A 22,774-nucleotide genomic window follows, 5' to 3' on the forward strand; every position below is an offset into this window, starting at 1 on the left:
TTATCTATTATGATTATTCTTTCGTAGAAATTATTATAGCACCATCTTTTGCTTTGTTTCCATATTTTTTAGTAGCGCTTTCGCCTTTTAGTACGTTCACACTTTTAATTGTTTCAGAGTCTAATGCTTCCATTTCTTTTTGGGTAATTTCCTTTCCGTTGAGCAGAATGTAAGGTTTTTCTTCTTCATCAGTTGAAATAAAGAATGAATTTCCTTTTTTCTTACTCTTGAATTCGTATTTAGCCTTTGCATTGTCGTCATTTACCCATGTCAAATGATTAGAACTAATAACACCGTCTTTAGATTTTAAAACATAAACATTTTTGTCACTTTTTAGTTCGATTATCTCATCTTCGCCATCTTCATTAGTTATAGTCACTACACGTTTGCCGTTATTGGTGTTACTGTTTTTTATAACATATGAATTAGTACCTCTTACAATGACTTCTTCATTTTCATGGTTCTTGTGGTCACCATTATGAAACTCATATTCAACTTCATGGTCGCAATCGTTTTTGCAATCATGATCATGATTTTCGGTAGAAATTACATATGCGTTATTACGACTTCTAAACCTTGCTCTTTTATCGCCTTTATCCTTAATGTTATAGGCATAAACATGAGACTTATGCATATTGCCACTACCTATTGATATGTTTTTACCATCCTTATCAAATGAAATTTGTATAGGGTTAATTGGTCCATCATCATTTAGATTAAAATTTGCTTTTGAATGCTCTGAACTTACTTCAATTTTTATTGCAATTATTTCACCATTGCTATTGCGTTTTACACCTCGTATTTTAGTTTTTAAACCTTCCTTTTCTAATTGTGCTTTTGCTAAATTTAAATCAGCTTCACTAAAGTCTTTGGTGATTAGTATATCGCCACGTTTTGAAAGAGTAACCTTTTCAGTGTTATTAAAAGTAGTCTTGCCATTAAAAATAATGGCACCTTCTTTTCCAGCTTTGCCAAATCGTTTTTCGCCTTCCTTTTTGCTTAGTTGTTCAATGCTACCGTTTGTAGATAATTTTTTACTAGGAAGATCTTCTTTTTTATATTGTTTGTTGCCGATTACATATAACGGATTCTCACCAATAACATCTTCTTTTTTAGATGATTTTTTTGGCTCTAATTTTGCAATAGTTTTTTCATTACCAAACCTTATTTGTTGTTTACTCACATCAGTTTGAGTGTCGTCTTGTAAAACATGCATTACAATGTCATCTGATTTTGGAGAGTATGCTAGTTTAAAAGATGGAATACCGATGTTTTTTTCGGAAACTGTCATGCGCTTCGTGTAATCTGTTCCATCTTTATATTTAGTATTTAAAGTGATGGATTGAATTAAGTTATCAGAATTACGGACTATTTCAGCGAACTGTACCTGTACAGGTTTATTCTTAAAGTAATTTTTAATAATCTCTAATTCGCTGTTGCTACTTGTAGGGGTTATAATAAATTCCTTTTCTAAAATTGTGTTGGATTCAGTGTTTTTTGGAATATAAATTTCTTTAGTGTTAAAGCTCATTAAAAAGAGCGCTAACGCTGGAATTATTAAGGCATACTTCCAGGCTTTCTGTTTTTTTGATTTTGATTTGTGTAACATAATTATTCGTTTTTTGATTAATGAATTATAAAAATTATTAGTAAGAGCTAATTGCTGATGAGGCACACTAGCTTTTAAAAGTAGTTTTTGATAACTTTCTTTACTGTCTGAAATTGTTTGAGCTTTTTGATCGGCAATGAATTCTAAATTTTGTTGCAATTCTTTTTTATACAACCACACTAGTGGGTTGAACCAGAATATGGTACAACAAACGTGTGCCAATAAAATATCAATAGTGTGAAATTCTTTTGCGTGAACCTTTTCGTGATTGATAATGAGATTTAACTCTTGCTTTTTAAATTGTTTTGGATTGTAAACTATCCAATTGAAAAATGAAAAGGGGGCAATTTTATCAAATATCTCTATTAATGAAAAGCGTCCCATCTTGATTTTAGGGTTATTATTTATTAAACGTCGCAAAGACAACAGTTCAATAATAAGTTTACATGAAAAGAAAATTAAACCAACAATATAAACGGAGCCCATTAGCTTTGCCCAATCAAAAGGTTCGGGAGTACTAGTTGTGGCCTCGGCAAAGTAAACAGATGAACTATTAACTATTGGAGTGTATTCAATATATACAGGGATAACTAGTGTTGGCAATAAAGCAGCGGTTACTAATCCAATGAATAAGTACCATCGATTGGAACCAAAGAACGTTTCTCTTTGTAGGAACAAACGGTAGCTTAAATAAAATAGGGCAATTATGGCTGATGATTTTAGTAAGTAATCCATGTCTTATTTATTTTTTTTCAATCAATGCAATAATTTCCTTAAGGTCATCAACGCTTATTTTTTCTTCTTTTGCAAAAAATGAAACCACATTTTTATATGAATTGTTGAAGTAGTTTTCAATGGCTGTATTCATATATTTTTCCTTGTAAGATTCTTTGCTTATAATGGGATAGTATTGATGTGTTTTGCCGTAGGCGTTATAACTCACATAGCCTTTTTCTTCTAGATTCCTTATAATAGTGGAAAGCGTATTATAGTGTGGCTTGTCAGTTTCTATTTCTGCCAAAACATCCTTTACAAAAGCTTTCTCTAGCTTCCATAAAATATGCATGATTTCTTCTTCTTTATTTGTTAGTTTTTGCATTGAAAAGTAATTTTTATTTCCACAAAAGCGGAAGTCTAGTTATTTATAATATCAAACATATAACTATTTTTATAGTTATACAACTATATATATAGTTTTTTAACGAAATTTTTAGTTTTAATTATAAAATAAATGGAAATAGTATCTTCGCAAAAAATAGTTTTATGAGTATAATTTGGGTTTTGCTCGGTTTGATTCTGCTTGTTGTTGGTGGTGAGTTTTTAGTGCGATCATCAGTAGCTTTATCTTTTAAATTTAGTATTTCAAAGTTGGTAATTGGTATGACTGTAGTGTCATTTGCGACCTCTGTTCCAGAGCTTTTAGTAAGCTTGCAAGCTGCCCTAGATGGGTCTCCTGATATTTCTTTAGGCAATGTAATAGGTTCCAATATTGCCAACATAGGTTTAGTGCTTGGTATTACCGCATTTATTTCGCCTTTAGCTATCAGTAGAGATTTCTTTAAGTTTAATTGGCCCATGATGATGCTTTTGTCAGTAGCATTATACTATATTTTAGATAGTGGTTTGGTCATCAGTTTTGGAGAGGGTGTTGCTTTAGTATTGTCTCTTGTGATTTTCTTATACGTTATAATTCGTAAATCTGAAAAGGAGGAGGTTGAAATACCTGAAGAAATTGATGATGCATTACAGACAACATCTAACTTTAAAATAATTGTCTGGTTGATTATTGGTGGTTTAGCATTGTATTTTGGGAGTGAGTGGTTGGTAGATGGCGCTAAAGAAATGGCGGTTGCTTTAGGCGTTAGTGAGCGTGTTATTTCTGTTACAATGGTTGCCATTGGTACCAGTGTTCCAGAATTGGCTGCTTCAGTTATTGCAGCGCTCAAAAAGGAAAAGGCCATTTCGCTGGGTAATTTGATAGGTTCTAACATTTTTAATATTGCTTCTGTTCTGGGTTTAACCGCAATTATTCATCCCATCGAGGTGAAAAATGAAAATATACTTAGTCAAGATATTTTTTGGATGTTAGGTTTCGCAGCTATTTTATTACCCTTGGCATTTCTGCCAAAACGATTTTCATTAGGTCGTTGGAAGGGTATGTTAATCTTATCGGCTTATATAATATTTGTTTATTTAGCATTTTTAGGTAAAAATTAGGGGTCTGTTGGTTTAAATTCATCATTTATTAAGTTTGAACCCTAAAAAAAATAGGGTATATTGTGTAGTTGTTATTAAATTTAATTACTTTTGCCCTTTAATTAATAATAATTACAATCCTTATTTTATGTCAACCTTAAGATTTCATGCTATCAAAGAATCGCTTACTAGAAAACCGATTCACATTGAGGAAAAAGAACGTCGTTCGGCCATTTTTGGCTTAAATGTGTTTAACGAGGACACCATGCGTCAATTTTTAACTAAAGAAGCTTTTCTAAGTGTCATGGATGCTATTCAAAATGGTTCTAAAATTGATCGAGTAGTTGCTGACCATATTTCGACAGGAATGAAAGAATGGGCTATTTCCAAAGGAGCTACACACTATACACACTGGTTTCAACCACTAACTGGCGCTACAGCTGAAAAACATGATGCGTTCTTTGAACCGATTGGAAATGGGCGTGCTATAGAAAAATTTGGAGGTGGACAATTAGTACAACAAGAGCCTGATGCATCTAGTTTTCCGAATGGAGGAATTAGAAATACCTTTGAGGCACGTGGATATACAGCTTGGGATCCTACGTCGCCAGCTTTTATATATGGTACAACCTTGTGTATTCCAACTGTATTTGTGGCTTATACAGGTGAGGCTTTAGATTACAAAACGCCACTATTAAGAGCGTTACAGGCGGTTGATGGCGCTGCTGTTGACGTGTGTAAGTATTTTGACAAAAACGTTAAGAAAGTAAATGCGTCTTTGGGTTGGGAGCAAGAGTATTTTTTAATTGATAGTTCTCTGGTAGCGTCAAGACCAGATATAGTTTTAACAGGTCGTACGCTTTTAGGTCATTCTCCTGCCAAAGGACAACAATTAGATGATCATTATTTTGGAACCATCCCAAATAGAGCCATGCAATATATGCGTGATCTTGAAACTGAATGCATGCTTTTGGGAATTCCAGTAAAAACAAGACACAATGAAGTAGCTCCAAACCAATTTGAGTTAGCTCCAGTTTATGATGAAGCTAATTTAGCAGTAGACCATAATTCACTATTAATGGATGTTATGGATAAGGTAGCAGAAAGACATGATTTTAAAGTATTATTTCATGAGAAGCCTTTTGCAGGAGTAAACGGTTCGGGTAAACATAATAACTGGAGTTTAAGTACAGATACTGGAGTTAATTTATTAGGTCCAGGAAAGACGCCAATGAGTAATTTACAATTCTTAACTTTTTTCATTAATACCATAAAAGCGGTTAATGATAATGAAGAATTGTTACGTGCTGCAATTGCTTCAGCGAGTAATGACCATCGTTTAGGCGCAAATGAAGCACCACCAGCAATTATATCAGTTTTTATTGGTGAGCAATTAACAAATGTACTTAATGAATTGCAGAATGTAACTAACGGCAAACTTTCACCAGAAGAAAAAACTGATTTGAAGTTAAATGTAGTTGGTAAAATTCCTGAAATTTTATTGGATAATACAGATAGAAATAGAACATCTCCTTTTGCCTTTACAGGAAATAAATTTGAATTTAGAGCTGTTGGTTCTAAAGCAAATTGTGCCAATGCGATGACTGTTTTAAACACTATTATGGCGAAACAATTAATAGAGTTTAAATCTGAAGTAGATGCGCTTATTGATAAAAAAGATTTAAAGAAAGATGAAGCTGTTTTTAATGTGTTAAGAGAGTATATCAAGAAATCTAAAAACATTCTTTTTGAAGGAAATGGTTATGGCGAAGAATGGGAAAAGGAAGCTAAAAAACGTGGATTAAGTAATAACAAAACCACGCCAGAAGCACTCAAGGCAAAAGTTTCTGATAAAACGTTAAAAATGTTTGAAGAACTTGGTGTCATGAATAGGGTGGAAGCTGAAGCGCGTTATGAAATTGAAATGGAAGAATATGTGTTGCGAATCCAAATTGAAGGACGTGTTTTAGGTGATATTGCGAGAAACCATGTCGTTCCAACAGCTGTTCGTTACCAAAATATTCTTATCAAAAATGTAAAAGGTCTTAAGGAGATTTATGGAGCTAGTTTTAAGAAGTTTGCCAAGGAACAACTTGTGCTAATAGAAGAGATTTCTGAACATATTGCGTCAATAAACTCTAATGTGACAAAAATGACTAATGAGCGTAAAAAGGCTAATAACATGACTGATATTGATAAAAAAGCAGATGCTTACTGTTTTAAGGTAAAGCCGCTTTTTGATGAAATTAGATATCATTGTGATAAATTAGAGTTGTTGGTTGATGATGAACTTTGGCCATTAACGAAGTATAGAGAGTTGCTTTTTACTAAGTAATTAAAGTTATTCTTATTTAGAGCCCTGTTTATCAGGGCTTTTTTTTTATAAAGTTGTCAGATGCAATTCGTCTGATAATTTAAGTATATCAACGAATAATCATGTTACTCAATATTATCACGTCAAATAATTAGTATTTTTGTTATGCTATTAATCATTATTTAAATTAACATGAAAAGGCTCATTATAAGTGTGCTTATGCTTATGGCGGCAACCCTCATCTTTTCTCAAGCCAATGAATCTCGTGATGATGACACTTCATCACAAGAAGTTGTAAGAAGCGAAATGAATGATTCTGCTATTGGGTAAAAGCAAACTTTAAAAACGTAATTTAATTTTCCCTTTATATTAATCACGGTAGTTTACCGTGATTTTTTATTCCTAATTTACTCATTTGATTTTTAAGTATATAAATGGTTTTGCTATATTGCAAGTGCTATTCTTAATCTATTGATTAATAAATATATGAAAAGTTTGTCTTGCAAATATTTTCTGAAAAAATTCATGTTGCTTTATACGTGTCTTTTTTTTGGAGCTGTTAGCTATGCTCAAGAAAATGAAACTAATAAAATTATAGAGATTCCAAAAACTGATTTTTATGATTACAGAGGAACGAATACAATTGATATTGGTATTGGAACTTCGGTAATTAATGGTGATTATATGGATCCGCTGTTTGAAATTTACACGCATTTTGGTTACAAACGCTATATTATTCCATATGTAAATGTTAACATTGGGTATCATAAATTTAATTTAGCCTACAAAGATTTGTTTAATGAAGGTTTTATGTCTTTTGATTTAAATCTAGAAGTGTTGCCTTTTCCGCATGAGCGAGTTTCACCATTTGCATATGCTGGTGGAGGAATCAATGCTGCTAATTATTTCACCCAAGTAGATACTAAAGTACAAGGTGGTCTTGGTGTAGAGTACATTGCATATGAAGGCGTTGGTCTTAAATTGTACGCTGATTACAATATGGTTTTTAGTGACGAAGTGGATGGAAAAGTGTTTGGAGATGCTGATGATGTTTATTGGCGAATTGCCTTTGGTATTAATTTTTATTTTGGAGGAAAAAAGAAGAAAGCCAAAATACTTAAAAATGTTCCTACGGTCATTAAATCGAACCCAATTCCCGACAATAAATAGATTACAATTCTTATTTTTGCAGTTCAACTAAACTTCCATGAGCCAAGAAATAAGTAAGCGATATGCACAAAGAGGTGTTTCGGCATCTAAAGAAGATGTGCACAACGCTATTAAAAACATTGACAAAGGACTTTTTCCTAAAGCGTTTTGTAAAATTGTTCCTGATTATTTAACAAATGATGACGACTATTGTTTAATTATGCATGCAGATGGTGCAGGTACAAAATCATCATTGGCTTATATGTATTGGAAAGAAACGGGTGATCTGTCGGTTTGGAAAGGTATAGCTCAAGATGCTTTAATTATGAATATTGATGATCTGCTATGTGTGGGTGCAACTGATAATATCATGCTATCATCAACTATAGGTAGAAATAAAAACCTCATACCAGGTGAAGTCATTTCAGCAATAATAAATGGTACAGAAGAGCTCATTAACGATCTTAATAAGTTTGGAGTGACAATTCATTCAACTGGCGGAGAAACGGCTGATGTTGGTGATCTGGTAAGAACTATCATAGTTGACTCAACGGTTACAGCAAGAATGAAAAGAGCTGATATTATTGATAATGTAAATATAAAAGAAGGTGATGTTATAGTTGGGTTGGAATCATTTGGTCAGGCAACTTACGAAAAGGAGTATAATGGTGGTATGGGTAGTAATGGATTGACTTCTGCAAGACATGATGTGTTTCATAAATATTTAGCAGAAAAATATCCAGAAAGTTTTGATGCTTCAGTTCCTAGTGATTTGGTGTACTCTGGAAGTGTGAAACTAACCGATGATGTTGAAAACTCACCAATTGATGCTGGAAGGTTGGTTCTCTCGCCAACTAGAACCTATGCGCCAATTATTAAGTCAATATTACAAAAATATAAAAGTGACCAGGTTCACGGAATGATTCATTGTAGTGGTGGTGCTCAAACAAAAATCCTTCATTTTGTTGATAATTTACATATCATAAAAGATAATTTATTCTCTATTCCACCACTTTTTAAATTAATTCAGGAGCAATCCAAAACCGATTGGAAAGAAATGTATCAAGTATTTAATTGTGGTCACCGCATGGAATTATATGTTTCACCAAAAATTGCAGATGCTATCATTAGCATCTCAAAATCATTTAATGTCAATGCACGAGTTATTGGTCGCGTTGAGAAATCTGCAAAAAAGAAACTGACAATAAAAAGTGAATTTGGTGAGTTTACTTATTAGTTTTTAAATTTCCTAAATTGATTATTAGTATGAATAGATTGTTAGCTCTATCTGTTTTTTTATTTACCAAATTTATTATTGCGCAACCAAGTTTGCTGTTCTTTAAGCAAGAACCTCAAATAAATGAGCCTATTTGGACACAGAAAAATAAGGCAGGTGTTGATATTAACGAAGTGGCTTTTGTTAACTGGAATTCTGGGGGAACCAATTCAATTTCAGCTTTATTTACGTTAAGTAGTATAGTGAAATACGAGTATCGTCAATTTATTTGGGATAACAGTTTTTTGGCTCGTTATGGTATAAATGGTCAGCAAGATCAAGAATTACGAAAAACAGATGACCTTTTTGAAATTAGATCAAATTTAGGCTTTAGAAGAAACAAGACCTCTAATTGGTATTATTCGGCTCGATTTAGTTTTAAGTCGCAATTTTCCAATGGCTATAATTATCCGAATACATCAAGTCCTATTTCGAGATTTATGGCTCCTGGGTATCTGTTTTTAGGTGGTGGAGTTGAATATGGTAAAAATATTGAGAAATTGTCAACCTATTTTTCGCCTTTAACATTAAAGAATACATTTGTTTTAGATGAGGAGTTGTCAAATGCAGGTTCTTTTGGGGTTACACCAGCAGAATTTGATAGTGATGGTAATTTAATTAAAGATGGAGAGCGCGTTAGGACTGAATTGGGAATTCTTTTTACCAGTGCTTATGAGGCAATGTTATTTGAAAATATTTCCATTAAAAATTTTGTGAGTTTTTATACGGATTATATCAATGATTTTGGAAATATAGACGTTGATTGGGAAGTGGTATTTGATTTTAAGGTAAATAGCTATGTGAAAGCTACGTTAGGGTCGCATTTAAGATATGATAACGATGTAAAGCTTTTAGTTGAAGTCGAAGATCCAATGGAAGATGAACCTGAATTTATGGAAGAAGGTGCTAGTATTCAATGGAAGCAAATGCTCGGTGTTGGCGTGGTTGTTGATTTTTAAAAAATTTAAAAATTTGTTAACTTTTTTTTGTTGATAAATTTTAATGAACTAAAAATCAAACTTTTACATAAAAAACCTGTAAACTTTATGATTATTATCATGTTTTAAGTTTAATTTTTTTGCTTTATTTACAACTTGTAAAAAGCTATTAAAAAATAAAACTTAAACCCTCACATGCCAACACAAATTAAACCTAAAGTTACAGAAAAAACGTTTACTCAAGAAGAGGCTTTGAAAGCGTCTATTGATTATTTTAACGGAGATGATTTAGCGGCTCAAGTTTGGATAAATAAATATGCTCTAAAGGATTCGCATGGCAATTTATATGAGTTAACACCAAACGATATGCATCGTCGTATTTCAAAAGAAATTGCTCGAATTGAATCACGTTATCCCAATCCATTATCAGAAGATGAGGTATTTAATCTCATAAAGAATTTTAAATACATCGTGCCACAAGGGAGTCCTATGGCAGGAATAGGTAATCCATATCAAACAGCATCACTTTCAAACTGTTTTGTTATTGGTAATGATGGTAATTCTGATTCTTATGGAGGCATTATGAAAATTGACCAAGAGCAAGTACAGCTTATGAAGCGTCGTGGTGGAGTTGGGCATGACTTATCGCATATCAGGCCAAAAGGTTCTCCAGTAAAAAATTCAGCTTTAACATCTACTGGCATTGTACCGTTTATGGAGCGTTATTCTAACTCAACGCGCGAAGTCGCACAAGATGGTCGTCGTGGTGCATTAATGTTATCGGTTTCAATTAATCATCCTGATTCAGAAGATTTTATAGATGCCAAACTGGAACAAGGAAAAGTAACTGGAGCAAACGTTTCAGTTAGAATTGATGATGCTTTTATGCGTGCTGTGAAAGAGAATACTAACTACACGCAGAAGTATCCTATTTTTAGCAATTCACCTAAATTTTCTAAAACTATAGATGCCAATGGTATTTGGAAGAAAATTGTACATAATGCATGGAAATCTGCTGAACCCGGAATCTTGTTTTGGGATACTATTATTAATGAATCGGTTCCAGATTGTTATGCCGATTTAGGCTATAAAACGGTGTCGACCAATCCGTGTGGTGAAATTCCGCTTTGTCCATATGACTCGTGCCGCTTACTTGCAATCAATTTATTTTCTTATGTAGAGGAGCCTTTTACAAAATCAGCTAAATTCAACTTTGATCTCTTTAAACAGCATGTAGCTTATGCGCAACGCATGATGGATGATATCATTGATTTAGAATTGGAGAAAATAGACGGAATTTTAGAAAAAATTGATGCTGATCCTGAGCAGAATGATATTAAAGCTACCGAGCGAAATTTATGGATTAACATTAAAAAGAAAGCTGAAGAAGGTCGTCGTACAGGAATTGGTATAACTGCCGAAGGTGATATGTTGGCTGCCTTGGGAATACAATATGGTAGTCAGGCAGGTAATGATTTTTCAGTTGAAGTTCATAAAACATTAGGAATTGAAGCTTATAGAGCTTCTGTTCAAACTGCTAAAGAACGTGGTGCCTTTTCCATTTTCGATTCGGATAGAGAAAAAAATAATCCATTTATTCAACGTCTAAAAGCTGAAGATGAAAAGTTATATTATAACATGCTCGAGTATGGTCGTCGTAACATAGCCTTATTGACCATTGCACCCACAGGGACAACAAGCTTAATGACGCAAACATCTTCAGGTATTGAGCCCGTGTTTTTACCAGTTTATAAACGCAGACGAAAAGTTAATCCTAATGACAAGAATGTTAGGGTAGATTTCGTAGATGAAGTAGGTGATTCATGGGAAGAATATGTGGTTTTTCACCATAAATTCAAGCAATGGATGGAAGTCAATGACATAGATACTTCAAAAAACTATTCTCAGGATGAACTAGAGGTTATCGTTAAACAATCACCTTATTACAAAGCGACTTCAAATGATGTGGATTGGTTGAGTAAAGTCACCATGCAGGGAGCTGTTCAGAAATGGGTAGATCATTCAATAAGTGTGACTATCAATTTGCCAAACGATGTTAGTGAGGAATTGGTTGGAGAATTATACTTAAAGGCTTGGGAAGTAGGTTGTAAAGGTGTTACAGTTTATCGCGATGGTTCCCGTTCTGGTGTGTTAATCTCAAATGATGAGAAAAAAGAAGATGAACAAACCGATACCTTAACGAATTTCCCTGTAAAAAGACCAGAGATTTTAGAAGCTGATGTTGTGCGTTTTCAGAATAAAAAGGAAAAATGGATTGCTTTTATAGGATTGATTGATGGGAAACCTTATGAAATATTTACTGGTTTAGCAGATGATGAAGACGGCATTTTAATTCCGCGTTGGGTAGAAAATGGCCTCATTATTAAAAATCGAAATACCGATGGAACGTCGCGTTATGATTTTCAGTACCAAAACAAACGAGGTTATAAAACAACTATTGAAGGCTTGTCACATAAATTTAATCCAGAATTTTGGAATTATGCCAAATTAATATCAAGTACTATGCGTCATGGAATGCCTATTGATAATATTGTGGAATTAATCAATAGCCTTCAGTTGGATAGTGAGTCTATAAACACTTGGAAAAATGGTGTAGGTAGAGCACTAAAACGTTACGTAGCTGATGGAACGAAAGCAAAGGGACAAACGTGTACTAATTGTCAATCTGAAAATTTAATCTATCAAGAAGGTTGCTTAACCTGTAAGGACTGTGGTTCTTCTAAATGTGGTTAGGATCATTAAAATCTGTAATATAAAAGGAAGCCATTTGGCTTCCTTTTTTTAATTGCTGATATCTTGTGTAAGGTATTTGTAATCTATTAATTCGCTTAAATCATTTATAAGCTTACTGCAGCCATTTGTTATTAGGTAAATAGTATCAGAAACATCAATAACTTCGGTGTATCTATGGTCAGTAAGAAGTATGATTTTATCTCGCTTTTCTTGATTAATGAGTGTTTTTATAGTTTCAATATATAATGGAGCAACACCATTAAAAGGTTCATCAAGTAAGACAATTTCACCTGCTTTTTTAAGGATTAAATAGATTTCAATCACCCGACGTTCACCACCTGACAATCTATTAAAACGCTTGTTATTAAAAATCTTGAACTGTGGAAATTCATTAGTAAATTCAGGCCAATCAACTTTAAACAATTTAAAAACGGTTCTTATTTTGGTTTGGTCAGGAATAAAATGATGTTGAGGTAAAAAGGAAACTTTTCTAGTAAGATATAAGGATTTTAAAACGGGTTCTTTGTTTAGTCGTATGAGCTTATATTTTGGCTTTAAAGAACCAAATATGATATGGAGTAAACAACTTTTTCCACTACCGTTACTACCTAAAATAGCTGTGACTTTTCCGGTTTCAGCTTTTAAATAAATACCGTTTAAAATACGTTTATCGGAAAAATTTAATTCAACATTGTCTATCTCTAGAATCATATAAACTCTTTAACTAATAACAAAAAGCAAGATGTTATAAAGATATCAATTAAAAAAATAGAACTAAATAATTTAAAAGATGATATACCTAGATTATTGTAAAAAATTAATTTTCTTTTAGAGCGTGTTTCGTTTATTATATACCACAATAAAATCGTTAGAAGAAATTTTGAAATCAATATAGGAGGCATGTTTGGGCTAACAATTAACAGAAAAATGTTAATCCCAATAGACCATAAAAAGTATGGTTTATAAAACAGCAGTATAGCCCCAAAGCGTTGCATGATAAAATAAAAACGTAAATCCAGAAGTATTATTTTTATATCTACCAAGAATAAATTTTTTGATTTGAACAAAAAACTTTCAATTCATAAATTATCGTATTTTTGCGACACAATTTAAATTGGTAAATGTTAGAAAAACTTCAAATTATAAAGCAACGTTTTGATGAGGTAAGCGATTTAATTATCCAGCCTGATATTATTTCAGACCAAAAACGTTATGTGGAATTAAATAAAGAGTATAAGGATTTACGCGTTCTTATGGACAAGCGTGAAGCTTATATTGAATTGACTAATAATTTAAAAGAAGCTGAAGAAATTATTGCAGATGGTAGCGACGACGAAATGGTTGAAATGGCCAAAATGCAATATGATGAAGCTAAAGAAGGAATTCCTAAATTAGAAGATGAAATCCGTTTTCTATTGATACCAAAAGATCCAGAGGATTCTAAAAATGCCGTGGTAGAATTGCGTGCTGGTACAGGTGGAGATGAAGCCAGTATTTTTGCAGGTGATTTGTTCAGAATGTACTCAAAATACTGTGAAAGTAAAGGGTGGAAAGTTGATACTGTTGATTTTAGTGAAGGTACTAATGGCGGATTTAAAGAAATACAGTTTGAAGTTTCAGGAGATGACGTTTATGGAACCTTGAAATTTGAAGCAGGTGTGCATCGTGTACAACGTGTCCCACAAACCGAAACACAAGGGCGTGTACACACCAGTGCTGCAACCTGTATGGTGTTTCCAGAGGCTGAAGAATTTGATGTAGAAATTGATCCTAAAGATGTTAGAATAGATTATTTCTGTTCTTCTGGTCCAGGAGGTCAGTCGGTAAACACAACTTACTCGGCTGTACGTTTAACGCATGAGCCTACAGGTTTAGTGGCGCAATGTCAAGACCAGAAATCACAGCATAAAAACAAGGAAAAAGCTTTTAAGGTTTTACGATCGCGTTTATACGATTTAGAATTAGCTAAAAAGCAAGAAGAAGATGCTGCCAAGCGTGGGACTATGGTTACAAGTGGCGATAGAAGTGCTAAAATTAGAACCTATAACTATCCTCAAGGCCGTGTTACAGACCATCGTATTGGATTAACACTTTATGATCTTCAGAATATTATTAATGGTGATATTCAAAAAATAATTGATGAATTAATGCTAGCTGAAAACACTGAAAAGTTAAAAGCTAGTGACGAACATATTTAACATTAAGCCTCAACTTGAGGCTTTTTTTATAACATGACTACACAACAACTAACCGAACAAATTAAAAAAAAGAAATCCTTTTTATGTATTGGATTGGATGTCGATTTAACTAAAATTCCACAACATCTTTTAAGCGAAGAGGATCCTATTTTTGCTTTTAATAAAGCCATTATAGATGCTACCCATCATTTATGTGTGGCATACAAACCCAACACAGCTTTTTATGAAGCGTATGGCATAAAAGGTTGGCAGGCATTAGAAAAAACAATAAATTATTTAAACGATAAACATCCGGAAATTTTTACGATTGCCGATGCTAAAAGAGGAGACATAGGAAACACCAGTAGTATGTATGCAAAAGCCTTTTTTGAAGATTTAGCCTTTGATAGTGTTACAGTTGCACCATATATGGGTAAAGATTCTGTTGAACCGTTTTTAGCATTTAAAAATAAACATACCATTATGTTAGCCTTAACGTCTAATCAAGGCGCTTTTGATTTTCAGACGCAAACTGTTAATGGTGTAGAATTGTATAAACAAGTTTTAGAAACCTCAAAAACGTGGAAAAACGCTGAAAACTTAATGTATGTTGTTGGTGCTACAAAGGCAGAATATTTGGCAGATATTAGAAGAATAATCCCAGAAAGTTTTTTGTTAGTTCCTGGTGTAGGAGCCCAAGGTGGAAATTTGCAGGACGTTTGTAAGTACGGAATGACGAATAATATTGGTTTATTGATTAATTCTTCCAGAGGAATAATTTATGCATCTAATCAAGAGGATTTTGCGAAAGCTGCTACCTTAAAAGCTTCAGAATTACAACAACAAATGAAAGACATTTTAGAAGTAAACTAAAAAGCTTTTGTCATTCAGAGAATTGAAACAAGGAAGGAATCTCAAAAATGAAATTCACTGATCAATTAAATAGAACGATTCAAATCCATGAACCACCAACACGAATCATATCGTTGGTGCCAAGTTTAACAGAACTTGTTTGCGATCTAGGTTTAAAATCATCTTTAGTAGGTGTAACTAAATTCTGTGTTCATCCAAATAATATTAGGAATACAGCTACAGTTGTTGGTGGTACTAAGCACGTTCATTTTGATAAGATTCATAAGTTGAATCCCGAAATCATTTTATGTAATAAGGAGGAAAACACTCAAGAAATAATACAGGAGCTGGAGCAAATGGCACCTGTTCATATAAGTGACATTAACACTATTGATGACTGTTTAGGAATAATTTCAATGTATGGTGAAATTTTTCAAATTAATCAAGAGGCTGAAAGTATATGTTGTAATATTCGAAAAGAACAATCTCAATTTGAATCATTTGTAAGCAATCAGCCTAAACATTCAGTTGTTTATTTTATTTGGAAAGACCCTTGGATGGCAGTTGGGAATAATACTTTTATAGATTATATGCTGAATCTGAATGGTTTTACGAATCATTTTGAAAACCAATCACGCTATCCTGAAATTGATTTGAATATAATATATCCTGAAGTTGATTTAGTGTTACTTTCAAGCGAACCGTATCCCTTTCAAAAAGAGCATTTCAAATTCTTACAACCGCATTTTCCCAATGCTAAAATCCAATTAGTTGATGGCGAAATGTTTTCCTGGTATGGAAGCCGCTTAATAAAAGCTTTTAAATATTTTAAAACACTACATCGCGATATTTTGATTTAATGAAAGCCTGCTTGATCTTAAAAGCTTTATAGTATAATATATCACTTAACCCAGCATCAGTCATGCTAATATTATATGCCTGCTCAACGAGTATTTGGTAATGCTTTTTCAGTTTAAGTAGGTTGTCTGAAATAGGGCTTGATTTACCTATTTTACAAAATTGTGGACTCATATAGTATATTTTATAAGATATACGAATCGGGCTTTAATAGCGGATGTGAACTAAAGTTAAAGTTTTGATAATTTCTAAAGTGAAGGAGTCATGTTGTCTCTATGTAAATAATTCAAACGATTTAGTTCGTCAAGTAATTGAATTGCTTGGTATTCCGAAATATCACTTTGAGCCGAATCAGTTTGTCTTAAATTATAGGCTTTTTCAATAAGCTGCTTATAGCGTTTTTGAAGTCTTTTACGATGCTTTTTTATTTCGGTTAGATTTTTCATGCAGCCCCATAGAGAACATTAAATATATTTAAAATATTGTAATTCAGCAAACTAAAATTCAAAAAAGTTTATAAAAAAACCGACCTTGAAGAAAGATCGATTTTTTTTAACTAACTAACTCTTACTTGACCAAATTATGTGGAAGTAAATTCTTTATGCGAATACTCCAAAGATGAGACTTTTTTACACAACTAATGTTATGTTAATATTAGCGTATTATTAAGATTCATTTAATAAATTTATTAACTCAACATAAAATATTATGAAAGCAACTCTATTATTTTTACTGTTAACTTTTTCTACAATGCTTAATGCTCAAACGAATTCATGTGTGTGTTGTACCGAAAAACATGCTGATTTTGATTTTTGGGTAGGTGAGTGGCAAGTTACAAATCCTGATGGCTCTAAAGCAGGAACCAATACTATTACCAAAAGTCAGAATAATTGTTTACTACAAGAAAACTGGAAGAGTGCTAATGGTAAAGTTACAGGAACGAGTAATAATTTCTACAATTATAAAACCAAACAATGGGAGCAAATTTGGGTTGATAATATGGGAGGTACATTGCATTTAAAAGGTGAACGAAAAGGTAATCAAATGATTATGCAAACCGATGATGAAAAAAACAAAAATGGTGAAACTTTTTACCATCGTGTAACGTGGACTCTCAATGATGACGGTTCTGTTCATCAATACTGGGAAACCATTACTAATGGTAAAGATGTAACCGTTGCCTTTGATGGATTGTATGTTAAGAAGTAATTTTGTTGACTAACCACTTAATCCTGTAAAGCAAAAACTTTACGTAATAAATCAGTAGTTCTAGATGATAGTTTGGTTCTAATTTCTTTTTCCTCAACAGCAATCATTTTGTAAACACCTTCAAGTGCTTCTTGTGTTACATAATCTGTCAAATCCGGATTCACGTTGTTAGTAAACGGAATAGCATTGTATCTATTAATTAAATTAGCCCAAATATCATCAGCTCCAACTTTTGCAAATGAATTATTAATTACTGGATGAAATTTATTATAAAGACTAGTCTGTGTTCTACTTTCTAGGTAGGTTGTAGCGGCTTTATCATCGCCAAGGAGAATATTTTTTGCATCATTAAATGTAATTCCTTTAACGGCATCTACAAAAATAGGTGTTGCTTCTCCAACAGCATCTTCAGCAGCTCTGTTTAAAACCTTAAGACCCTCATCTGCTAAATTACCTAAACCAATATCTCTTAATGCTTTATCAACTTTTTGGAGTTCTTCAGGCAGAAGTATTTTGACTAATTCATTTTTATAATACCCATCAGTTTGAGTCAATTTGCTCACTTGTTTGTCTATACCTTGGTCAAGCGCTTCTCGTAATCCAGAAGCTATTTCTAGGTTACTCACACCAGTAGTATTTTCAGGTAATTCATTAATAACTTGCTGTAATTCTGAACATGATGTCATTGAAACAATACAAATTAGGGCAATTAGTTTTTTATACATGGGATAGTATTTTTTATATTAAACAAAGATAAATGTATTCTTATGAAACCGGTTCAATTATTGTGCCTAAACTTCATTCTTAAGTGAGTCTGTTATAAGAAAAATTGAAATTTCATTCAAATCTTGAATCTATATTTGTTTTTTGAAACATTAAATAATTAGATTTCCGTTTTCCAAATGTAGGCAGTCTTTTTGAGTCTTGGACTGTTAGATAATTATTAAAAACAACACAATATTTTTGAATATTTCGTAATTTTACCGCACTAAAAAATCATATCGATAATTCATGAAACAAGTAGCACCATATAAGCCAAAACATAAAGTCAGAATCGTAACAGCAGCATCCTTATTTGATGGTCACGATGCCTCAATTAATATTATGCGCCGTATTATTCAAGCAACTGGTGTTGAGGTTATTCATTTAGGTCATGATAGAAGTGTAGAAGAAGTTGTTAATACAGCTATTCAAGAAGATGCTAATGCTATTTGTTTAACATCATATCAAGGCGGACATAATGAGTATTTTAAATACATGCATGACCTTTTAAAAGAAAAGGGTGCTGGTCATATAAAAATCTTCGGTGGTGGAGGTGGTGTTATTTTACCTTCAGAAATCAAAGAACTTATGGATTACGGAATTGACCGTATCTATTCACCTGATGATGGCCGTGAAATGGGATTACAGGGTATGATTAATGATTTGGTTGAGCAATCTGATTTTGCTATTGGTGACTCTCTAAATGGCGAGGTAAAAACCCTAGCGAATAAAAATCCAAGAGATATTGCTCGTGTTATTTCTTCTGCTGAAAATTTTCCTGAGGTTGCGAAAGATGCTTTAGACGAAATTCATAAAAAGAATAAGAATTCAGTAACCCCTGTTTTAGGAATTACTGGTACTGGTGGTGCTGGTAAATCGTCTTTAGTCGATGAACTAGTTCGACGTTTTTTAATTGATTTTCCAGGGAAAACAGTTGGATTAGTTTCTGTTGACCCATCAAAACGTAAAACAGGAGGAGCTCTTTTAGGTGATAGAATTCGTATGAATGCTATTAATTCACCTCGTGTTTACATGCGCAGTTTGGCAACTCGTCAATCTAATTTAGCCTTATCAAAATATGTGAATGAAGCTGTTGAAGTTTTAAAGGCAGCAGAATTCGATTTAATTATTTTAGAAACATCAGGTATTGGCCAATCTGATACCGAAATTATAGAGCATTCAGATTTATCACTGTATGTTATGACTCCAGAGTTTGGAGCGGCAACACAGTTGGAAAAAATTGATATGTTAGACTTTGCTGATTTAGTCGCAATAAACAAATTCGATAAACGTGGATCTTTAGATGCCTTACGTGATGTGAAAAAGCAATATATGCGTAACAATAATCTTTGGGATACACCTCAAGATCAATTACCTGTTTTTGGAACTATTGCTTCTCAATTTAACGATCCAGGAATGAACACGCTTTATAAAGCGGTTATGGATAAATTAGTTGAGAAAACAGATGCTGATTTAAAATCTACGTTTCATATTTCTAATGAAATGAGCGAAAAGATTTTCGTTATTCCACCAGCTCGAACACGCTATTTGTCTGAAATAGCCGAAAATAATCGCGCTTATGATAAGACGGCTAATGAACAAGTTGAGGTAGCACAAAAACTTTACGGTATTTATAAAACGATTAATTCTGTGGCGAATGTCACGTCGAGCGCAGTCGAGACGTCTTTTTTAAGCAAAGTTGGATTAAATGAAGATGAGATCCTGAACCAAGTTCAGGATGACAATTCTAAAGATTTTTTAAGATTATTGATTAAAGAATTCGATCGTGTAAAATTAAATCTTGATCCTTATAACTGGGAGGTTATTACTGGTTGGGACGAAAAAGTTAATAAATACAAGAATCCAATATATTCTTTCAAAGTAAGGGATAAAGAAATCAAAATCGAAACGCATACGGAGTCCTTATCACATACACAGATTCCTAAAGTAGCGTTGCCAAAATATCAAGCTTGGGGCGATATTTTACGTTGGACATTACAAGAAAACGTGCCCGGTGAGTTTCCGTACACTTCTGGTTTGTATCCATTTAAGCGTACTGGTGAAGATCCTGCTAGAATGTTTGCAGGCGAAGGTGGTCCTGAACGTACCAACAAACGATTCCATTACGTGAGTCAAGGTATGCCGGCTAAACGTTTATCTACTGCTTTTGATAGCGTAACGTTATATGGAAATGATCCAGATTATCGTCCAGATATTTATGGAAAAATTGGAAATGCAGGTGTTAGTATTTGTTGTTTAGATGATGCTAAAAAACTCTATTCTGGTTTCAACCTTGCACATGTTATGACATCTGTAAGTATGACCATTAATGGACCAGCACCTATGTTACTCGGCTTCTTTATGAATGCAGCTATAGACCAACAATGTGAGATTTATATTAAGGAAAATGGATTAGAAAATGAAGTTGAAGCCAAGATTGAAAAAATTTATAAAGATAAAGGTGTTGACAGACCAAAATACAATGGTGATTTACCAGAAGGTAATGACGGTTTAGGGTTAATGTTATTAGGTGTAACAGGCGATCAAGTCTTACCTGAAACTGTTTACAACGACATAAAAACTAAAACTATTTCTCAAGTTCGAGGAACCGTTCAAGCTGATATTTTAAAAGAAGACCAGGCTCAAAACACTTGTATTTTTTCAACAGAATTTGCCTTGCGCTTAATGGGTGATGTTCAGGAATATTTTATTGAAAATAATGTGAGAAACTTTTACTCAGTTTCTATTTCAGGTTATCACATTGCTGAAGCAGGAGCCAATCCTATTTCACAGTTAGCATTCACGTTGGCAAACGGATTTACGTATGTTGAGTATTATTTATCACGAGGAATGGACATTAACGCTTTTGGTCCCAACCTATCCTTTTTCTTCTCAAACGGAATCGATCCAGAATATGCGGTGATTGGTCGTGTGGCGAGAAAAATTTGGGCAAAAGCTTTAAAAAATAAGTATGGTGCCAATCCACGTGCGCAAATGTTGAAATATCATATTCAAACATCTGGACGTAGCTTACACGCGCAAGAAATTGACTTTAACGATATACGTACAACACTTCAAGCATTGTATGCCATTTACGATAACTGTAATTCATTGCACACCAATGCCTATGATGAAGCCATTACTACGCCAACTGAAGAAAGTGTACGTCGTGCTATGGCTATTCAACTTATTATAAATAAAGAATTAGGTTTAGCTAAAAACGAAAACCCGATTCAAGGCTCATTTATAATTGAAGAATTAACGGACTTGGTTGAAGAAGCTGTTTTAGCAGAATTTGATAGAATTACGGAACGTGGAGGTGTTTTAGGTGCTATGGAAACCATGTATCAACGTAGTAAGATACAGGAAGAGAGTTTGTATTACGAAACCTTAAAGCACAATGGAGAATTCCCAATTATTGGTGTAAATACATTCTTAAGCTCTAAAGGTTCACCAACGGTTCAGCCGGCAGAAGTCATACGTGCTACCGAAGAGGAAAAAGAATATCAGATAAAAACGTTAGAAAATCTTCATAAAGGTAATAACACTACTGAACTATTGAAAAATTTACAAATGAAAGCCATTAACAATCAGAATATTTTTGAAGCCTTAATGGATGTGTGTAAAGTGTGCTCATTAGGTCAGATTACAGAAGCGTTGTTTGAAGTTGGTGGTCAGTATCGTAGAAATATGTAAATTGTAAAAAAATCAATTTATCAAGGTTCGATGTATAGATATCTTTTGGCATTACTACTCGTTTTATGCTTTAATTCTCATTCCTATTCCCAAGACGGTAAAATTGTTAATAAGGAAACTTTTCTTATTTCAGATAGCATTGTCAATCGCATCAGTACTTTTGATGCTGATTTGGCGGAAAAATTAGGTGAGCTTAATTTTTACAAGATTAAATATTTATCAGATGGTCTAAAAGTTACAGCCTATTTAGTTGAACCAAAATCCAAAGGTTTGTTTCCATGCATTGTTTCCAATCGTGGTGGAAATCGTGATTTTGGGCAGTGGTCTGAAATAAGTGTAGCCTATTTTTTAGGTAAAATGGCAACTTGGGGATATGTAGTTATTGCTAGTCAATATAGAGGTAATGATGGAGGTGACGGCATGGAAGAATTTGGTGGAAAAGATGTGAACGATGTTTTAAATTTAGTAAACACCTTAAAAGAAATTCCAAATGCAGATACGAATAGAATTGGGATTCAAGGAGGCAGTAGAGGAGGTATGATGACTTATTTAGCACTGAAAGAAAGTTGTGAATTTAAAGGGGCTGCAGTTACTGCTGGTGCGGCAAATTCATTTGCAAACATCGAGAGTAGACCAGAAATGGAAAAGCGTGTATATGCTGAACTTATTCCTAATTATTGGGACAAAAAAGAATCAGAATTAAAAGCGCGATCTGCAGTTTATTGGGCAGACGCCATTTGTAAAACTACACCACTTTTAATTATGCATGGTAGTGCAGATTGGCGTGTGTTACCTGAAGAATCTATGGAATTAGTTGAAAAGCTTTATAAAGAAAAACATCCAACACGTTTTATTTTATTTGAAGGAGCCGATCATGGTATTCGTGAGTTTCGTAACGATATGTTTTATGAAATGAAACGTCACTTTGATTATTATGTTCGTGATTTGAATGCGCTACCCAATATGGAACCTCATGGTAGATAG

Annotated in this window: 19 protein-coding genes; 13 read left to right on the forward strand and 6 right to left on the reverse strand. The window is 33.3% G+C overall.

Annotated features, from left to right (window positions below; translation table 11 throughout):
• Positions 1-13: 13 nt before the first annotated feature.
• Together C1S72_RS13085 and C1S72_RS13090 are read right to left on the reverse strand one after the other, a co-directional pair.
• Positions 14-2,344 carry a M56 family metallopeptidase gene (locus C1S72_RS13085; RefSeq protein ID WP_104736186.1) on the reverse strand — a complete coding sequence of 777 codons (2,331 nt, stop codon included), beginning with the start codon at positions 2,342-2,344 and terminating at the stop codon, positions 14-16.
• Between the two features lie 7 nt (positions 2,345-2,351).
• Positions 2,352-2,708: a BlaI/MecI/CopY family transcriptional regulator gene (locus tag C1S72_RS13090; RefSeq protein ID WP_104736187.1), complete on the reverse strand. Its 357-nt coding sequence runs from the start codon at positions 2,706-2,708 to the stop codon at positions 2,352-2,354.
• 164 nt (positions 2,709-2,872) lie between these two features.
• Between C1S72_RS13090 and C1S72_RS13095 the strand changes: the two genes are divergently transcribed.
• The 7 genes from C1S72_RS13095 (at position 2,873) to C1S72_RS13120 (ending at position 12,236) form a co-directional block, all read left to right on the forward strand.
• Entirely contained in the window at positions 2,873-3,826 is a 954-nt protein-coding gene (locus C1S72_RS13095; protein ID WP_104736188.1) for a calcium/sodium antiporter, read from the forward strand.
• Positions 3,827-3,953: 127 nt separating this feature from the next.
• A complete protein-coding gene (locus C1S72_RS13100; RefSeq protein ID WP_104736189.1) occupies positions 3,954-6,140 on the forward strand; it encodes a glutamine synthetase III family protein in 2,187 nt (728 codons plus the stop codon).
• Between the two features lie 171 nt (positions 6,141-6,311).
• Complete coding sequence (locus C1S72_RS14460; RefSeq protein WP_162919988.1) at positions 6,312-6,449, forward strand: hypothetical protein; 138 nt, start codon at positions 6,312-6,314, stop codon at positions 6,447-6,449.
• A 195-nt stretch (positions 6,450-6,644) separates the two neighbouring features.
• Positions 6,645-7,289: a Curli production assembly/transport component CsgG gene (locus C1S72_RS13105; RefSeq protein ID WP_230401656.1), complete on the forward strand. Its 645-nt coding sequence runs from the start codon at positions 6,645-6,647 to the stop codon at positions 7,287-7,289.
• 37 nt (positions 7,290-7,326) lie between these two features.
• On the forward strand, positions 7,327-8,505 hold the full coding sequence (locus C1S72_RS13110; RefSeq protein ID WP_104736190.1) for an AIR synthase related protein: 1,179 nt from the start codon (positions 7,327-7,329) through the stop codon (positions 8,503-8,505).
• Between the two features lie 29 nt (positions 8,506-8,534).
• Positions 8,535-9,503 (forward strand): DUF3078 domain-containing protein, encoded by a 969-nt coding sequence (locus C1S72_RS13115; RefSeq protein ID WP_104736191.1) that lies wholly within the window; start codon positions 8,535-8,537, stop codon positions 9,501-9,503.
• A 174-nt stretch (positions 9,504-9,677) separates the two neighbouring features.
• Positions 9,678-12,236, forward strand: a complete 2,559-nt coding sequence (locus C1S72_RS13120) for an adenosylcobalamin-dependent ribonucleoside-diphosphate reductase (RefSeq protein WP_104736192.1) — start codon at positions 9,678-9,680, stop codon at positions 12,234-12,236.
• Between the two features lie 48 nt (positions 12,237-12,284).
• Here the strand turns inward: C1S72_RS13120 and C1S72_RS13125 are convergent, their stop codons facing one another.
• Entirely contained in the window at positions 12,285-12,947 is a 663-nt protein-coding gene (locus C1S72_RS13125; RefSeq protein ID WP_104736193.1) for an ATP-binding cassette domain-containing protein, read from the reverse strand.
• A 410-nt stretch (positions 12,948-13,357) separates the two neighbouring features.
• Here C1S72_RS13125 and prfA point away from each other — a divergent pair, with 410 nt between their 5' ends.
• The 3 genes from prfA to C1S72_RS13145 are packed head-to-tail and all read left to right on the forward strand — an operon-like array spanning position 13,358 to position 16,125.
• Positions 13,358-14,434: a peptide chain release factor 1 gene (gene prfA, locus C1S72_RS13135; protein ID WP_104736195.1), complete on the forward strand. Its 1,077-nt coding sequence runs from the start codon at positions 13,358-13,360 to the stop codon at positions 14,432-14,434.
• 33 nt (positions 14,435-14,467) lie between these two features.
• Positions 14,468-15,286 carry an orotidine-5'-phosphate decarboxylase gene (gene pyrF / locus C1S72_RS13140; RefSeq protein WP_104736196.1) on the forward strand — a complete coding sequence of 273 codons (819 nt, stop codon included), beginning with the start codon at positions 14,468-14,470 and terminating at the stop codon, positions 15,284-15,286.
• A gap of 47 nt (positions 15,287-15,333) precedes the next feature.
• Entirely contained in the window at positions 15,334-16,125 is a 792-nt protein-coding gene (locus tag C1S72_RS13145) for an ABC transporter substrate-binding protein (protein ID WP_104736197.1), read from the forward strand.
• Here the strand turns inward: C1S72_RS13145 and C1S72_RS13150 are convergent.
• Positions 16,094-16,297, reverse strand: coding sequence for a Lacal_2735 family protein (locus tag C1S72_RS13150; protein WP_104736198.1), 204 nt, complete (start codon positions 16,295-16,297; stop codon positions 16,094-16,096). The two genes, C1S72_RS13145 and C1S72_RS13150, sit on opposite strands and share 32 nt — an antisense overlap.
• A 74-nt stretch (positions 16,298-16,371) precedes the next feature.
• Complete coding sequence (locus tag C1S72_RS13155) at positions 16,372-16,569, reverse strand: Lacal_2735 family protein (protein WP_104736199.1); 198 nt, start codon at positions 16,567-16,569, stop codon at positions 16,372-16,374.
• A 262-nt stretch (positions 16,570-16,831) separates the two neighbouring features.
• Here C1S72_RS13155 and C1S72_RS13160 point away from each other — a divergent pair, with 262 nt between their 5' ends.
• Positions 16,832-17,332: a hypothetical protein gene (locus C1S72_RS13160; protein WP_104736200.1), complete on the forward strand. Its 501-nt coding sequence runs from the start codon at positions 16,832-16,834 to the stop codon at positions 17,330-17,332.
• 17 nt (positions 17,333-17,349) lie between these two features.
• On the opposite strand, the gene C1S72_RS13165 is transcribed toward C1S72_RS13160, so the two are convergent.
• Positions 17,350-18,057, reverse strand: coding sequence for a DUF4197 domain-containing protein (locus C1S72_RS13165; RefSeq protein WP_104736201.1), 708 nt, complete (start codon positions 18,055-18,057; stop codon positions 17,350-17,352).
• Between the two features lie 286 nt (positions 18,058-18,343).
• On the opposite strand from C1S72_RS13165, the gene C1S72_RS13170 reads away from it, so the two are divergent.
• Positions 18,344-21,790: a methylmalonyl-CoA mutase family protein gene (locus C1S72_RS13170; protein ID WP_104736202.1), complete on the forward strand. Its 3,447-nt coding sequence runs from the start codon at positions 18,344-18,346 to the stop codon at positions 21,788-21,790.
• 30 nt (positions 21,791-21,820) lie between these two features.
• Positions 21,821-22,774: an alpha/beta hydrolase family protein gene (locus C1S72_RS13175; RefSeq protein WP_104736203.1), complete on the forward strand. Its 954-nt coding sequence runs from the start codon at positions 21,821-21,823 to the stop codon at positions 22,772-22,774.

It is taken from the genome of Hanstruepera ponticola (assembly GCF_002940745.1).
GTDB lineage: Bacteria > Bacteroidota > Bacteroidia > Flavobacteriales > Flavobacteriaceae > Hanstruepera > Hanstruepera ponticola.